This is a genomic window from Paenibacillus sp. LS1, assembly GCF_026013365.1.
Taxonomy (GTDB): Bacteria; Bacillota; Bacilli; order Paenibacillales; family Paenibacillaceae; genus Paenibacillus.
Genome location: NZ_JAPDOE010000004.1, coordinates 34938 through 50831 on the forward strand (window position 1 = coordinate 34938; position 15894 = coordinate 50831).

Below are 15894 nucleotides of genomic sequence, written 5' to 3' on the forward strand. Positions count from 1 at the left end.
TGAGAGGTTTCGGGAACGGCTTCCGTCTATATAGTACAGAACCATGCATGGAAGCTGTAGAGAAGGGGGATTACATGACTCAACAGATACCGGAGGAGGAGCTTATTCAGCGCATTGTTGCAGGGGATAAGCAGTTGTTCTCCGTGCTTGTGGATCGATATAAAAATAAAGTCTACGGCATTATGCGCGGAATGGGCGCGAGTCATCCGGATGCACAGGATCTCGCTCAGGATACGTTTATCCGCATCTATCGTTATCTCCCGTCGCGACGGGAGGGAAGCAGCTTCTCGTCGTGGGTGTACACCATTGCGGTGAATCGGATGCGGGATTTTATACGGGAAAAGAAACCCGTCATGTCTCCGGTCGATCAGGGGATCGAACCTGTCAGTAATGAAACACCGGAAAAACGTGTGCTGCATAAGGAGATGCAGCGTGAAATATACCGCCAACTTGAACAGTTACCGGAATCGTATCGCCTGGTGTTATTACTGAAGTACACAAACGAGTTGAGCTATGAAGAGATTGCGGACATTACAGGCATGAGTTCAACCAAAGTGCGCAACGCCCTTTATCGCGGGAAAAAGACACTGAGGAAGCAAATGGAACGCAAAGGAGGTTTAGCTACGTATGAAGCCTATTTCAAGGGATGAAGATCGGATGTGGGAGGAGCATTTGTATCAAGAGGAACCAGATGCGGATTTCACGCTTAAGGTCATGCAGAAGCTGGATGGCGTGTCCATGGAAAGTGGAGAAGACGAGCATCCATTCGTGAAAAAATCCATCAGAGCGCATTGGATGCGCAGGACTGGAGTTGCTGCAGCGGCTGTTGTGATCCTTGCGGGAGGGGCTTGGTTTGCATTTGATCACACAACAGAGCCAGCGCAACCCCTGGTAAATGCTGTGGATCAGCGGCTTCCCGAAATACCCGTACCAGAAGAGATAAGATCTGCTTATCTGACGGACGATTACAAACGTCTGAAACCACTTGATCTTGTAATTAATCCGAATATTCAAATTGTAGATCAGGGGTATACGCTCAAGATTAGCGATGTCCTAGTGGATCGTTCACAAATTATTATTATAACAGAAAAAAGCGGCCCTAAAGGCAGCACGATACCGGCTGTTTATCTGGATGCGGGAAGAATTCATGTTACAGATGAAAAAGGGAACAGTGTTGCTTCCGTGGCGGTAGATACGAGACTTAGTAGTGGGAAGTATCAAAGGTTTGTATTCCAACTGAATGATGATATTCCAGATCACGTATTTGTACGGGGGGAATTAAGTTATTTGAAAATTCCTGATTATTATAATGCTGCTACTGGGAAAATTACAGCAAGTAATACAACGGTGGATTGGAGCTTCCAATTCAACATCGATATGACCAACGCCAAATTAATGGCTGTTGGGGCTCCCATAAACAACACCTACACCACTCCTGAGGGCTTGAAGCTCGATATGACACAGCTTGTACGTACGCCAAACGGAACCCGCCTTGACATGAACATCAGTCTGGAAGATCAACTTCGTGCCAAAGTCGGAGAGAATTGGGCGGATGATATGGACTTAATGTATCATATCGAAATTCCGGAAACGAATGAGTATCGAATCTTTAATGAGAACAGACCCAATGCCCGTCAAGCCAAATTTCGGTTCCGAGATATGAGTAGACTGAGTGAGGATAATGATGGTCAGATGAGGCTTTCTGAGACATGGGATCCTGCTTATGTTACGGTGGATGCGAAGAAGATTCGCTTTGTCCTGGATGGCTATACCATCCCGGTGCGGGAGGAGAAGTCCGTGGAAGTGGATTTAGAAAAGATGCGTAAGGATGCTGAATTTTACACCTACGTACTACAGCTTGAACAATTTGGAGATGAAATTTTATTTTCCAAATATAATTATTGGCCAGTGCAGCAATCATTAAAGTTACCAGAAGGAAACTTTGAAGGGAACTCTTCTCTTGTTTTGGAGGGAGTAGGAACTTTCCAAAATGATATTAATGGAGATCAATGGGTGGCTATAGATCATGAAGGAAGGGAGTATCCCGTTGAAGTGATGGGAACTACGGATCAGCCTAATAAAAATGAAGAATACATCGTAGGTGATCTCAGGTTGATTATCCATGGTTTTAAAAAAGAAAATGGAACGAAATTCACTTTGAAACGAACCGCAGTTAACCGTGAGTATCGTGATGTGAATTGGGAAGTGAATCTTCCGTCGTACGATAGCCTGCCTTGGCTGAAATAACCACTAGTACAATTCTTAGACATGAAGTAAATGAAGCTTCGAATGGGTGATATAAGGATGGGTGGATGGATCAGTAGATTTAAGTGTGGATGTATAGACATATAAGTATATAAGCCTAATATACGAAAAGGCCTTGCATAATGGTATGCGGGGCCTTTTTCGTATGCGCCAGATTTACCGGGAATGCGAGTACCTAACGAATTCATCTTCAGAAGAGAGCAGTACCCTTTCCGAATTATGCCGATTCCCTTGGAATCAACGTAGTTGATAACATAACCGTCTCTTTCGGCGTTCCTGGGCGTTCAATCCGGCGCTGTAAAGCTTCAACGGCGCGCTGTCCGAGTTCCTCTTTGCACAGATTAACCGTGGTCAGGGGCGGGGAGGACGTAACTGCAGAGTGTACATTGTCGATACCGATGACAAGGCAATCTTTAGGTGTGGAGATGCCCATCTCCTGTAGTTTGTGCATCCATTGCAAGGCGATATCATCATTAACACCGATCCAGGCGTCAGGACGTTCGTCATCTGGCATATTTTTAATGGTGGTAGCCAACTGGTTAACCCATTCCCCGTTCTCATAGGGAATATTCCATTCTCTGAAGCTGGTCGTATGACTGGTATCCACATGGAAATGGTTCAAAGCCAACTCAATCCCGATCTTCCGTTGCGCGAAGCTAGCAGCACGACCATCATCTGTGATGAGGCCAATTCGCTTGCACTGCATAGACATTAAATACCTTGCAACGGTGATGCCAGCTTCCAGATTATCATGGCTGATCGTATCACAATTCAGCAATGGTTCCTGATGATCTACCAGAATAATAGGCCGACCCGTCTGAGAGAGCCGTTGCAGAACCGTATGAGGAAAAGCCCCCATGACAATAATCCCGGCACAACGTTCCCAATCCAAGTGAGGAGCAATGGCTTTTTCAGGAGAGATGTTCTCATCCGTCACTCCGAGTGAGGGAGATACAATGGCATGGTGCCAGCCACGCTCATTACAGGCGGAGATCATACCTGACAGAACACGTTGCCAGTAGTGAGGTTCACCACGGTTGAGCTGATTCATGCATATGAGAGCAAACGGTGGATCGGACGGATCTGCATGGTTTGCAGCAGCAGGACTATTGCTAGCCCCCGGAGTACTTTGGCGATATCCCAAAGCCCGAGCGAGTTCCAGTACCCGTGCGCGTGTCGCTTCACTGACGCCCGTCTTGCCGCTGAGTGCGCGGGAGACGGCATATTTGGATAATCCGAGCTGGTCAGCCAGCGTCTGAATGGATACTTTGCGTGACATATCATTACTCCTTCATTTGACGATCATCTTCTGACACAGTACACTTACAAATAATAATGTTATTATAATTTATCATAACAAAAATAACAATAGAGTTATAAGGAGACGACATCCATGGAACAGTTCAGATTACCGAAAATCTCTATGCCACATCTGGAATTGCCGCAAGCTGTGCAGGATATTCTGACTGAGGCGGAGGAACGTTTGCAACATAGACCAAGATTACTGGCTCAGTTTCGCAATTGTTTTCCCAATACGCTGGAAACGACCACGAAGCTGCTCGATGATGGGACAACCTTTGTAATTACAGGGGATATTCCCGCGATGTGGTTAAGAGATTCGGTAGAGCAGGTTATGCATTATGTTCCGCTTGCGAAGGATGACGAGAAGTTGCAACGTATTATCGGAGGGCTAATCAAACGGCATACGTTCTACGCTGATATGGATATCTATGCCAATGCGTTCAATGAAACGGCGAATGGATGGCATTGGGATGCCAATGATGAGACGGAGATGTCACCGTGGGTATGGGAACGGAAGTTTGAGCTGGATTCCCTCTGTTTCTCCATGAAGCTGGCTTATACATATTGGCGGGAGACGGAACTCACGGATATATTTGACGAGCGCTTCAAGAAAGTGATGGAGAGTATCGTACAACTATGGGAGACAGAACAGCATCACGCAGAGCAATCACCTTATCGGTTCATGCGTCGCAATTGTCCAGCCCATGATACGCTGCGTAATGAAGGATTGGGTATGCCTGTGAATTATACGGGCATGATCTGGTCCGGATTTCGTCCGAGCGATGATGCTTGTGATTTTCATTATAATATTCCAGCGAATATGTTCGCTGCGGTAACCTTGCGGCAGATGGGGGAGATCGCGAAGTGGGTGTTCCGCGATGAACAACTGGTAAGCCGGCTGTCTCGTTTGGAAGAAGAAATACGACACGGTATCTCCCTTTACGGTACTTATCGTCATCCAGAGTATGGGCAGATTTATGCTTATGAGACGGACGGTTACGGCAACTTTTGTCTGATGGATGATGCGGGCACACCTGGGCTGATGTCCATTCCGTATATGGAGTATGCTTCGATTGAAGACAGAGTGTATCAGAACACACGTCGATTCATTTTGAGTAAGGAAAATCCGTTCTACTATGAAGGGCAGGTAGCGAAGGGCATTGGTAGCCCGCATACCCCTCCGGGATACATCTGGCACATGGCGCTATCCATGCAGGGGCTCACCGCAGACAATGACGAGGAGATGCTGGCGATGATTGAATTGCTGGAGAACACGGATGCGGGTACCGGATATATGCATGAGGGCTTCCACGCCGATGATCCAAACACGTTCACCAGACCATGGTTTGCTTGGTCCAACAGCCTGTTCTCGCAGTTGGTGTATAAGGCAATGAAAAAAGGAATTCTATAAAAGATACATTTAAAAAAAGAGTTCTTACTGCTCGTGAAGCAGCCGTTCCGGTTACGAATCGTTCTTTTGATCGCTGTTATCCCCGGATTTCCTGATCGACTTTTGTAAAGTCGAAATCCGGGGATCAGCGTATGCTTCCGATGCAGCTTTCTTTCAGAAAGCTTTTAGGCGACCGCGTTGCTTCTTCAGAATCGATTTCGTTCCCTGCACTACTTTTACTATCGAGCGCGACTGTTTTTTGAACGACATCATTTTTTAGAATAGGGGATTAGGTAAAAAAACAAGAAAGCCCAAACTGCTGAACTTTGCAGTTTGGGCTTTGTTTAATATGAAAAACACAGGCGCTTTGCTATGTGTTTTTTAGTAGATCGGCGATGAATACTTTCTGGCCTGTGCGTGCGCTTTCGAGGGATGCGAGGACCATAGCCATGCTGAACTGGTTATCACTGCAATCGGTCTCAGGCAGTCGGCCGGATTCGAGTGCAGCGAACATGTCTTCTAGGCAGCCATGGTGTCCTGTTTTCTCCATGATTGGCAGTTCCGCTTCAATCCGCTCACTTGGCTGGAAAAAGGATGGTTTGCCTTCGGCATCCAGATTTTGTGTAGTAACCACCTCGGCATAGATGTCGTCATGACCATCCCAGATGGCAGTACCCTTTTCACCGATTACGCGCCAGCTTGCTTCCCATGATGTGGGTACACCTTCTGCGCACCAGGATCCGCGATAGTTGAATACGGAACCGTCAGACATCTCAAATATACATAAAGCCATCGCATTGCCCTGATACCAGGACCCCGGAGGGTTGAATTCATGGCAGTATACTGAGATCGGGTTGGCTCCGAGAATGTACCGTGCCTGATCAAACGTATGTATCGCCATATCGAGCAGCAGTGGACTATCCATCAAATCCCTGAATCCGCCGAAGTGTGGCCCGAGGAAGAAGTCGGCCCCTGCGTAACCTACCTGCCCTATAGCTCCACCGGAAATGAGATGCTGGTAGGCGCGGATACGCGGATCGAACCGGCGATTCTGCATCACGGCTTGAATGTGTCCTGTACTGCGAGCGGTTTGCACAATGTCTGTACAGTCGGAGAAGGACTCTGCGAGGGGTTTCTCGCCAAACACATGGCAGCCTTCTTTCAGCGCTGTCATGGCAATGCCGTAATGACTCGCTGGAATCGTGACATCGAATACGATATTCGCACCAGTCGCTTGAATAGCCTCACGGATATCGGTGAACGTAGGGCAGGTGAGGCCATGTCTTGTAGCAAAAGCACGGGCTGTCTGTTCATACAGATCAACCAGCCCGACGATTTCTGTATCCGGCCTTTGCAAGGCATAGTCCGCCCACGTGTTTGCCATGGCACCGCAGCCAGCGATAATTACCCGATAAGGATGACTCATGTTCTCATCTCCTTCGCATGAATTGTGTTATACAGCTCAAATGGTTTCTTCCTAGGAGTCTTCAAATAATGAGGTTTTCTATACCGGATTGGGTACGAAATCGCCACCGCGGCATTGTTTCAAATATCGTAAAGCATGTACCTGTCCGGTCATTTCGAGTTCATCTTTGTACACCGGATCATGCCAGCCTTCGATATCAATCGTGCCCTGATAGCCGTTCTGACGCAGAATGGTGATGATGTCTGCCCAGTTGTTATCTCCGAAGCCCGGAGTGCGGTGCCATACGAATTCACGTGGGCCGTGCACGCCATATTCCTTGACAATATCCCAGGCAATCGTGGCATCTTTGCCATGTACGTGGAATACTTTGTGAGCCCATTTGCGCAGCTGCGGAATAGGATCGATCAGGCTGGACATTTGATGGCAAGGCTCCCATTCCAGGCCTACATTTTCATCCGGAACAGCATCGAACATCATCTCCCAGGCCGTCGGATTATGGGCAATGTTCCAGTCTCCCGTCTGCCAGGTTCCACCCATATCACAGTTTTCAAAAGCAATGCGTACACCCCGGTCTGCTGCCCGGCGTGCCAGTTCACCAAATACTTCCTTGAACCGGGGGATGGACTCGTTAATGGGTTGATCGGTCAGACGTCCGGTGAACCCGGAGACTATATCTGCACCGAAGAGTTGTGCGTGATCGATTACTCGCTCCCAGCTTGCCAGTGTATCGGCGTTGTCTCCGGCTCCAGTTAGCGGGTTACCAAACACACTCACCGCTGAAATAACAATGCCCTGTTCATCCACGATTTCACGGACACGTTTGGCTGTCTCGGCCAAATCCAGATCGCCTGTCGTTTGCCAGAAAGTCAGATTGAATGATTCGAAACCGTGTTGCATGATCTGCGGGATAACGCGGACGGCGTCCTGCCCGCCTACAAGGGTACCGATGCGTAATGATTTATTCATGGTTGTATTTCACTCCAATATTGGCTTATAGTACTTCGTGACACTCATTATAGACGTGGATTAACGGGATGGCTCTAAACAATCTTGTGTAATATTAGTCGGATCTTGTGAAGAGGGGGGAAAAGTCGTGCTGGATCTGAAAGCGCTTCACGAAAACACCCGAATTGATCATAAATCACACCCATTTCAGCTGTTCCGAAATCGGTGTTCGGATATGAAAAAGGAAGAATGTATTCTGTATTTGCATTGGCATGAGCATTTTGAACTGATTGTTATGCGTAAAGGCAGTGCGCTGTTTCATATCGATAGCAAACCTTATGTGGTTCAAGCAGGCGAGGTCATCATTATTCCTGGAGGCACGTTGCATGTCGGGTATGCTCTGGATGATGGGGATGTGGATTATGATTCCGTTGTAGTTAACCGTGCACTGTTCCATGATTTCACCCATGATCCTGTGCATGAGCAATATGTCGCGCCGTATCTGGAAGGAAGGGTGAGGTTTCCGGTCAAACCGGCAGAGGAAAACACAGCTTGCACAGGCTATTATTCTTTGTTGAATGAAGCTGTGGAGGAAATGGCGTTACAGCCCCCGGCTTATCAGCTCGTGGTGAAGTCCAAACTGCACGCTTTGTTCACCCTGCTTGCTCGTACATTTATGCCGCAGCAGTTACCGGATAAATCGGTCGGATCGTATTTTCCAAACCGCGAACGTTTCAAGCAGTTAATCGCACAGATTGAAGCGGACCCTACAGGCAAGATGTCTGTCACGGAAGCGGCAAGCCATGTGGGACTGAATGCCTATCACTTTTGTAAAATGTTCAAAAAGCTGACCGGACGTACCTTCGTGGAATACGTGAACGGGTGCAGGATGAGTGAGGCAGAACGACTATTGCAAGGCAGCAGTCTGACCATTACGGAGATCGCCGCCAGAGTAGGCTGCGACAATGCGAACTATTTTACGAAGTTATACAAACAGTACAAGGGAGTAACTCCTTCCGGGGGGCGAATGAAGAAACAAGTCTGAGTCACAAAAGTCCTCTGTTCATCGTCATGTATGCATTAAGCGGAGGGGATTGATGTACATGACAGAGCATCATAATGAGCCAGTATGGGATGTTGTCATCATTGGAGCAGGCATTGCCGGATTAACCGCCTCGATTTATCTGGCACGTGCAGGAAAGACTGTGCTGTTGCTCGACAAAGGGGTACAGCTGGGAGGACGCGCTATTTCAAATGAGATCGCGGGAGCGCGCGTAAACCTGGGGGCTCATGCTCTCAGTAAAGCGGCGTTACCCATTCTTCATGAGGTAGGCGTCACACCTATCGGATCAGTACCGAAACCGCCAGATACATTGGTGTTTGAAGGAACAAACGGCGGGAAAAAGACAATTTCCCTAGCACAGCTCTTGCTCGGATCGTTTTTGAAATGGAGAGAGAAGTGCCAGCTCCTTAGGTTCTACAGTTCTCTCCGAAAGGTAGATACATCCGTTTTGCATAACGTTAGTTTGCAGACTTACCTGGAAACCCTGATATCGAGTCCCCGTGTACGTAGTGTCGTGTTTGCGCTCGTTCGTTTGAGCACCTATTGCGATGCTCCTGATCAGGTAAGTGCTGGCGCCGTCATTGAACAACTCAAACAGGACCAAGTATTGTATATAGATGGAGGCTGGCAATTCCTCGTTAGTCGGCTCACAGAACAAGCTCAGCAGGCAGGTGTATCCATCTGCACGAGCTCGGTTGTGCGAGAAATTGCCAGGAGTTATCCCCAAATGACGGTTTCCTTAAAAGGTGGTTCACAGTTGACGACTCGTCACGTGTTATCGACGGCAGGCCCGTTGGATACCTTAGCTCTGCTTAATCCTGCTCTTTCACTCATTGAAGCCAAACTGTATCACAAGCTAATTCCTGTTCGCGCCGCATGTCTGGATCTCGTCGTATCCGGGATGCCTCAATCGAAAACGAAATTTGTTTTAGGTGTAGATCATCCTTGGTACTACTCGAACCATTCCGCCGCGGCCTCTTTATCAGAGAACCCGGCACATGAGGTTGTGCATGTGATGAAGTATTTGTCGGAATCATCAAAATCGGACCCAAGGCAGGATGAAGACGAACTAAAAGGCTTTCTCGATTTGATTCAGCCGGGGTGGCGCGAGCATATCATTAAGCAGCGTTTCCTTCCACGAATTCTTGTCTCGCATGGCATTGTCACAGCCGAGAACGGAGGCTTTTCGGGTAGACCTGGATCTGAGATCACAGGAAGACCGGGACTCTATGTTGCTGGCGATTGGGTAGGGGACGAGGGGATGTTGGTTAATGCCTCTCTGGTTAGCGCAAAACGGGCTGCTCAAATGATAATAGAAGGTAGAGGAAAAGATAAGGAAGGAATCCATTATGGAGATTGAATTGGTATACAGAACGTACAGACCCCTTCTTCTTTCTATCGCATATCGTATGCTGGGATCTGTCATTCATGCTGAGGATGTGGTTCAGGACGCATTTGTAACCGTACAGCAGCAGGGTATTCATCAAGAGAGTAGCTCTGTTCGAAATCTGAAAGCATACTTATGCAAAATAGTGACTAACCGTTGTCTCGATTACTTGAAATCAACACGTAAAAAAAGGGAACTATACGTCGGGACGTGGCTGCCGGAACCTCTGGTGCAAAATTATAAGGACGCTCGAGAATCCGTTTCAGCGGTGGAACATGATCCACTTCAAACGATTGAACTGGAAGATACGATTTCGTACGCCTTCCTGGTCATGCTTGATCGGCTAACTCCAATTGAGCGCGCGGTATTTATTCTGCGAGAAGCTTTTGAATTTGATTATGGCGATATAGCAGACTTCTTGAACAAGACCGAGGTCGGATGCCGGAAAATATACAGTCGTCTTAGACGTAAAATCCAGGACGAACCGGAAGTCGAGTTGACTCCCAGCGTTCAGTCCGAGCAGCTTGCACTTCGTTTCCTCCAAGCCACATCGAGTGGAGACATGGAAGGACTCTTAAAAATGCTTTCGCACGATGTCGCCTTGTACAGTGATGGTGGTGGTAAAGTTGTGGCAGCAATTAAACCCGTTACATCAAGCCAGCGGGTGCTGGCGTTAATTCAGGGGCTCTTATCCAAAGGGGACAGCGCTGGTAGTGTACGTCTCGTCAAGGTTAATGGACAACTAGGTTTTGTATTAAGCAGCCCATCTGAGGCATTCCCGACTGTGGTCAGCCTGGCTTTTAGAAACGATTGTGTTGAGCGGATCTATATCTTGCGTAATCCGGATAAACTGCAACATCTGAATTTAGGTTAAAGTGAAGTGCATTTGGATACTCACTTCATAAATCTGGAGAACAGACGATTGGCTTTCTTGGAGAGGTCGTCCATTTTGACATTGGCATGATCGAGCTGATTGTATCCCCATTTGATCGTTTGCAGCATGCGAGGTGATATGGGCATCCCTTTGATCCGCGGGTAGATGTTGTGATAGGCCCAGACAAGATGCTCCCAGCGATTGTCATTACCGTCCTGAATGTATTCGGATACGTCGATCACTTTGCCGCGTCCGTTCTGGAGAAGTACATTTTTCAGATGGATGTCGCGGGGGTTCAGCCCACGGCTGCGAACGGCCTCTCGTGCTGCGTCCACATCGAGCATCACCTGCTCGGGGACGGGGATTCCTTTTTCCAAACATTCCAGTAGGGTATCCCCAGGTTCAAAACTAATCACAAGAACATTCCGGCCGCTGCCGTAATAGGTAGGGAAGTATGGCAGGCCTTTGAGTTGCTCGTATACCTGTTTTTCGTTCTCTAGTTTGTCCAAGGCATGATCCGAGTACATCTTAAAGGCATACTGCGGCAAGCCGTCATACGTAAATACCGCCGCATCCGTACCTGTGCCAATGCAATTCAATCCTTCTACATCGCCGATGATGTTCACGAGCTCATTCCGGTCGCTTCCGATGACTTGGATCTGTTGTAATGCTTCTTCCGCCTGGAACCAATCCGGTCGATTCATGGGTGGTGCCTCCTTTTAGGATATGCCTGTACGATTTTTTTACATAAAGTAAACATGTTCTCCAACCAAAAAAAGACTAATTAGAGTGTCTGGAGTTCGTTAAATTTCGAAAAACCTCGTGATCCACGTAATAAGGTGTGTGAGATTCGTTAGCGTCGGGCCTGCGCTGGACCTTAAGACCCTTACAAGCATCCCGAATTCGATGCCCTCTATTAAGTATATTATGCGTTCTGCTCCGCCATTTCATCTTTTGGTGATGTTACTATATAAACGATACGGATCGAATCGGAAACGGTTGCGTCAGAAGAAAATAACGGAAGCGCGCTTGCGGCAATGTTACCCGGGCTTTATACTGTGAGCATTAAGGGATCTCATGCAGATCCGGCATACAGAAAGGCAGAAGTTCTTATGGCACAATACCCGCAATGGTCTTATTCGCAGTCGCGGGCGAGTATGTTCGATGAGTGCCTGCGCAAATATTATTATCATTATTACGGTGCCCATAACGGCTGGAAGACAGACTCTGCCGATGAGATGCAGGTTCGTCTGTATCGTCTGAAGCAGCTAAGCAATCTGTACCTTGTCTTCGGGGATCTCGCGCATCGGATGTGTGAGTCAGCGGTACGCAGCAGGGAAGAGGGCAAAGATAAACCGCGTGAATCTTTTCTGGAACAGACGATACGCAAGCTGCTGAATCAGGCGTATGTGGAATCGATGGACGCGGATCAGTGGCGGTTGAACCCCAAGAATCGCACGATGCTGTCCGAGCTTTATTACGGGGACGATACGTTAAATGACCGGATCGCCACGATTAAGGAGCGGGCTTCGGCCTGTGTCAATAACCTGTACCAGACGCTTACGTGGGAGGACTTGTCCCGGGCAAGTACGGACATTCTGGAGATCGAGAAATGGGATACCATGATGCTGCACGATACACGCGTGTATGTGAAGATGGACTTATTGTATCGGCGCAGTAACGGCAATATTGTCATAGTGGACTGGAAGACGGGCAAGGAAGATGACTTCTCGGATCAGTTAATGCTGTACGCATCCTATGTGAGAGAGCACTACCGGGTTCCTTTGGAGCAGATTGAGCTGCGAGTGGAGTACCTGTTAACCGGGAAGCATCGTGAATTTACCGCAACGGAAGAGGATATCCGGAAGGTGGAGGAGAACGTGGGTCGTTACATCGAGGAGATGCGATCCTGCGTGGAGGATGAGTATTACAACCGTCCCAAGGACGTCAATTACTTCACGGCGATGCCATCGCACCGGTCCTGTCGGGATTGCAATTTCCGCGAAGTGTGCAGCGAACGGGCGGTCTAGAACGCCAAAACCTGAGGAGCATAAGGCCTTATACCAACTAACGAGCTATTTCTTATGCGAAAAAATCAAGAAGCGCGAGCCCGGAACATTCATCTGCACGACTCGCGCTTCTATTGCGTTCCACAGGCTTGGCGACAAGGCGCCGGGTGGAACGATCATATCAAGATCACTGGACAGCGGCGGTGTTCTCCAGCGCCTGTCCTGCAGGAACATAGGCATGCCCGAGGTCCCGGGCAACCGCCTCATACGTGATGTGTCCATTCAGCACGTTAACCGCGCTGCGAATGGACGAACTGCCGCGAATCGCGGCGGCTGCACCGTGGTTGGCCAGCTGCAGCGCATAAGGCATGGTGGCGTTGGTCAGCGCCACCGTGGACGTACGCGGCACGGCGCCCGGCATGTTCGCCACCGCGTAGTGCACGACACCATGTTTCACATAGGTCGGTTCATCGTGGGTTGTGATATGATCAATGGTCTCAACGATCCCACCCTGATCAATCGCCACATCCACAATGACTGAACCCTGTGCCATGGTCTTCACTACCTGCTCGCTGACAAGCGTTGGCGCCTTGGCGCCCGGAATCAGCACCGCACAGATCAACAGGTCTGCCGCCGCAACAGCTGCTGCAATATTGGACGGGCTGGATACCAACGTGTGGATCTGATTGCCGAAGATATCATCCAATTGGCGCAGACGATTGAGATTCAGGTCAAGGATGGTTACATCTGCTCCGAGACCAATGGCAATTTTGGCTGCATTTGTTCCGACCGTACCGCCACCAATAATGGCTACTTTCCCCCGACTAACGCCTGGCACACCAGACAACAGAATACCCTTGCCACCTTCGGTCTTCTCCAGTAGCTGTGCTCCGATTTGGGAGGCCATGCGGCCTGCAACTTCACTCATAGGGGTTAATAGGGGGAGAGCACTGTTAACCTCCAACGTCTCATATGCAATAGCCGTTACCCGACTTTTAATAAGGGCTTTGGCAAGCTCCGGTTCCGCTGCGAGGTGCAGGTAGGTGAACAGAATCAGCCCCGGACGAAAATATCCATATTCACTGGAAAGCGGTTCTTTCACCTTGATGATCATTTCGGCCTCTGTCCAAACTGACTTCGCATCATTCCGAATGTCAGCGCCGGCAACTTGATATTCATGATCCGTGAACCCGCTGCCGATCCCCGCGCCTTGTTCAATTATCACCTGGTGACCGGCTCTGATGAAATCAGCAGCCCCGGCCGGAGTCATTGCTACACGATTCTCATTGTTTTTGATTTCTTTGGGAATTCCGATTCTCATCACCATGCACCTCGTCCATTTATTGGTTGTTAGCTTATACTACAAGTTTATGACTTGCATAATCGTTTTGCACCTTACCTCATGTCTAATTTTTAGGGGACCAACTCAACATATTGTCGAAAAAGACTGTTCAGGACATTTGTCCATGGATTGTAATGTAAGAAAAAATAACACGAAGAGGGATCGCCATTGCAAAATGACCGCGTGTTTACGATCAAAGATATCCTTGCACGTCCGGTATTTGGCCGGGCAAGACTTGCGGCAGGGAAGGATGGAGTGAACCGTCAGGTTGGCTGGGTTCATGTATTGGAGATTACGAATGTATCTCCATTCGTAAGCCCCCATGATCTTATTTTATCCACCGGACTGTGGCTTCAATCGGAAGAAGGGCGCGAAGAGTATCTGCTTCAGCTGATTGGCAGTGAGGCAGCGGGACTATGTGTGGAATTTGGTACCAGCATATACGGAATCCCGGAAGAGCTGATTGAGCTGGCGGACAGTCACCAGTTCCCGCTGATCGTATTTGAACAACCGGTTCGTTTTGTCGAGATCACACAGGATATTCACTCTCTGCTCATTAATCATCAGCACCAACTGCTGAAAAGTCTGGAGGCTTACTCCCGTCAGCTTCAGCAGCGAACATTACAGAGTACGGATATGTCTGCTGTGCTGAACCTGCTGCATGAGTACGCTGCAAAACCGGTGGTGTACATCTCGTCCATGGAGCCGGGGAGTTTTGTGCCCGAACTTGCTTCGGAGATGGAACAGGCCATCTATACCTGGTATGAACAGGAGGTAGAGCACCTCGATCTGAATGATTCGGATACTGAATTATGGTTCCATATGGATGAAGAGAAAGTTCTGCTTTGCCATCCGGTCGTCTGTTTCGGCCAAGTATTTTCTGCTGTAGGCATGATTGTGCATCCGTCTGTTCCAGTGGAGTATCTTAAACTACTACTCGACTATACGGCGAAAGCGGCGGCGGCGCTCACGCTTCGTTCCCAGTTTCTAGAAGAGAAGATGGTCCGCAACCAGAACGAGCTGATCCAGGATTTAATGAATGGCAACATTCATCTGGAGGAAAAAGCCCAGACCCGAATGGGACTTCGTTTGCTGGTGAAGGGACAGTACTGGTTTGCGGGAGGGGTCATAGAGATTGAGCATCGGTTGAAGGGTACAGGCCGGGAGCGGATGGAAGCGAATCATCAGGATATTCTTGTTCTGCTTCGTTCCCTGCTCAAGAAGAACAATCTGCCGAGCCTGATCATGCTGAAGAACAATCAGGTGTATCTGTGCTGTGCGAAGGAAGCGGTCTCGGCTGCTACACGTCATCAGCTGCTACGATTGCTGGAAGGAATCGCTCTGGACGTGAAGCGGTTTGCGAGCCGTAACTTGAAGCAGGTTATGATCTATGCCGGATTTGGCAAGTTACGCAGTCGTTTGACCAGCCTGCCGGAGAGTCTGCAAGAGGCCTATCAGGTGATCGAAGTTTCGAGATCGGTAGATCAGATGGAACATGTCCACTTTTACGAACGTATGGGTATATATCAAATGTTAAAAGCGTTACCCCAATCCTTCCTGCAACCTTTTGTCCAGGATCACCTGGGTGTGCTGATAGAACATGACCAAACGCATCATCTGCGATTGGTAGAGACGTTGGATGCTTACCTGCAGAACTTTGGTTCCAAACGGGATGCAGCGGCGCAGTTATTTGTTCATCGGCAAACGTTGTACAACAGACTGGAGAAGCTGGAAGAACTGATGGGGCCTGATTACATGGATCAAGGGAGAAGAATCTGTCTGGAGATGGCGCTGCTCGCGCACGCAATGATCGAGAATGGACAGTGGCAATCCTCTTGATGAGATGAAGGGGATACAAGACAGACTGTGCATCGGTCTTACACGACCTCCT

At 48.7% G+C, this 15894-nt stretch carries 13 protein-coding genes; 8 read left to right on the top strand and 5 right to left on the bottom strand.

Annotated features, from left to right (window positions below):
• Window positions 1–74: 74 nt before the first annotated feature.
• Both OM416_RS17380 and OM416_RS17385 read left to right on the top strand, forming a co-directional pair.
• Window positions 75–650, top strand: coding sequence for an RNA polymerase sigma factor (locus OM416_RS17380; protein ID WP_062832928.1), 576 nt, complete (start codon window positions 75–77; stop codon window positions 648–650).
• On the top strand, window positions 628–2247 hold the full coding sequence (locus OM416_RS17385; RefSeq protein WP_264931592.1) for a hypothetical protein: 1620 nt from the start codon (window positions 628–630) through the stop codon (window positions 2245–2247). The genes OM416_RS17380 and OM416_RS17385 overlap by 23 nt, the downstream gene beginning before the upstream one ends.
• A 235-nt stretch (window positions 2248–2482) precedes the next feature.
• Here OM416_RS17385 and OM416_RS17390 read toward each other — a convergent pair whose 3' ends face one another.
• On the bottom strand, window positions 2483–3544 hold the full coding sequence (locus OM416_RS17390; RefSeq protein ID WP_264931594.1) for a LacI family DNA-binding transcriptional regulator: 1062 nt from the start codon (window positions 3542–3544) through the stop codon (window positions 2483–2485).
• A gap of 114 nt (window positions 3545–3658) precedes the next feature.
• On the opposite strand from OM416_RS17390, the gene OM416_RS17395 reads away from it, so the two are divergent.
• Complete coding sequence (locus OM416_RS17395) at window positions 3659–4978, top strand: glycoside hydrolase family 125 protein (RefSeq protein WP_264931596.1); 1320 nt, start codon at window positions 3659–3661, stop codon at window positions 4976–4978.
• A gap of 349 nt (window positions 4979–5327) precedes the next feature.
• Here the strand turns inward: OM416_RS17395 and OM416_RS17400 are convergent, their stop codons facing one another.
• Together OM416_RS17400 and OM416_RS17405 are read right to left on the bottom strand one after the other, a co-directional pair.
• Window positions 5328–6383, bottom strand: a complete 1056-nt coding sequence (locus tag OM416_RS17400) for a Gfo/Idh/MocA family protein (protein WP_264931598.1) — start codon at window positions 6381–6383, stop codon at window positions 5328–5330.
• A 78-nt stretch (window positions 6384–6461) separates the two neighbouring features.
• Window positions 6462–7349 (bottom strand): sugar phosphate isomerase/epimerase family protein, encoded by an 888-nt coding sequence (locus tag OM416_RS17405; RefSeq protein ID WP_076214488.1) that lies wholly within the window; start codon window positions 7347–7349, stop codon window positions 6462–6464.
• A 127-nt stretch (window positions 7350–7476) separates the two neighbouring features.
• Here OM416_RS17405 and OM416_RS17410 point away from each other — a divergent pair, with 127 nt between their 5' ends.
• From OM416_RS17410 to sigJ, 3 genes are read left to right on the top strand one after another with little or no spacing between them, the layout of a single operon-like run.
• Entirely contained in the window at window positions 7477–8373 is an 897-nt protein-coding gene (locus OM416_RS17410; protein ID WP_264931604.1) for an AraC family transcriptional regulator, read from the top strand.
• Between the two features lie 58 nt (window positions 8374–8431).
• Window positions 8432–9751 (top strand): phytoene desaturase family protein, encoded by a 1320-nt coding sequence (locus OM416_RS17415; RefSeq protein ID WP_264931606.1) that lies wholly within the window; start codon window positions 8432–8434, stop codon window positions 9749–9751.
• Window positions 9741–10652 (top strand): RNA polymerase sigma factor SigJ, encoded by a 912-nt coding sequence (gene sigJ, locus OM416_RS17420; RefSeq protein WP_264931608.1) that lies wholly within the window; start codon window positions 9741–9743, stop codon window positions 10650–10652. The genes OM416_RS17415 and sigJ overlap by 11 nt, the downstream gene beginning before the upstream one ends.
• A 20-nt stretch (window positions 10653–10672) precedes the next feature.
• Here the strand turns inward: sigJ and OM416_RS17425 are convergent, their stop codons facing one another.
• Window positions 10673–11356 (bottom strand): serine/threonine protein kinase, encoded by a 684-nt coding sequence (locus tag OM416_RS17425; RefSeq protein WP_264931610.1) that lies wholly within the window; start codon window positions 11354–11356, stop codon window positions 10673–10675.
• Window positions 11357–11764: 408 nt separating this feature from the next.
• Here OM416_RS17425 and OM416_RS17430 point away from each other — a divergent pair, with 408 nt between their 5' ends.
• Complete coding sequence (locus tag OM416_RS17430) at window positions 11765–12682, top strand: PD-(D/E)XK nuclease family protein (RefSeq protein ID WP_264931612.1); 918 nt, start codon at window positions 11765–11767, stop codon at window positions 12680–12682.
• Between the two features lie 166 nt (window positions 12683–12848).
• Here OM416_RS17430 and ald read toward each other — a convergent pair whose 3' ends face one another.
• Window positions 12849–13982, bottom strand: a complete 1134-nt coding sequence (gene ald, locus OM416_RS17435; RefSeq protein ID WP_264931615.1) for an alanine dehydrogenase — start codon at window positions 13980–13982, stop codon at window positions 12849–12851.
• Window positions 13983–14171: 189 nt separating this feature from the next.
• On the opposite strand from ald, the gene OM416_RS17440 reads away from it, so the two are divergent.
• On the top strand, window positions 14172–15842 hold the full coding sequence (locus tag OM416_RS17440; protein ID WP_264931617.1) for a PucR family transcriptional regulator: 1671 nt from the start codon (window positions 14172–14174) through the stop codon (window positions 15840–15842).
• The last annotated feature ends 52 nt before the right edge of the window (window positions 15843–15894 follow it).

What these genes read in the sequence shown, in the direction of transcription:
- OM416_RS17380 (WP_062832928.1), top strand. Translation starts at nt 75, where the DNA reads ATGACTCAACAGATACCGGAGGAGGAGCTTATTCAGCGCATTGTTGCA.
- OM416_RS17385 (WP_264931592.1), top strand. Translation starts at nt 628, where the DNA reads ATGAAGCCTATTTCAAGGGATGAAGATCGGATGTGGGAGGAGCATTTG.
- OM416_RS17390 (WP_264931594.1), bottom strand. Translation starts at nt 3,544, where the DNA reads ATGTCACGCAAAGTATCCATTCAGACGCTGGCTGACCAGCTCGGATTA.
- OM416_RS17395 (WP_264931596.1), top strand. Translation starts at nt 3,659, where the DNA reads ATGGAACAGTTCAGATTACCGAAAATCTCTATGCCACATCTGGAATTG.
- OM416_RS17400 (WP_264931598.1), bottom strand. Translation starts at nt 6,383, where the DNA reads ATGAGTCATCCTTATCGGGTAATTATCGCTGGCTGCGGTGCCATGGCA.
- OM416_RS17405 (WP_076214488.1), bottom strand. Translation starts at nt 7,349, where the DNA reads ATGAATAAATCATTACGCATCGGTACCCTTGTAGGCGGGCAGGACGCC.
- OM416_RS17415 (WP_264931606.1), top strand. Translation starts at nt 8,432, where the DNA reads ATGACAGAGCATCATAATGAGCCAGTATGGGATGTTGTCATCATTGGA.
- sigJ (WP_264931608.1), top strand. Translation starts at nt 9,741, where the DNA reads ATGGAGATTGAATTGGTATACAGAACGTACAGACCCCTTCTTCTTTCT.
- OM416_RS17425 (WP_264931610.1), bottom strand. Translation starts at nt 11,356, where the DNA reads ATGAATCGACCGGATTGGTTCCAGGCGGAAGAAGCATTACAACAGATC.
- OM416_RS17430 (WP_264931612.1), top strand. Translation starts at nt 11,765, where the DNA reads ATGGCACAATACCCGCAATGGTCTTATTCGCAGTCGCGGGCGAGTATG.
- ald (WP_264931615.1), bottom strand. Translation starts at nt 13,982, where the DNA reads ATGAGAATCGGAATTCCCAAAGAAATCAAAAACAATGAGAATCGTGTA.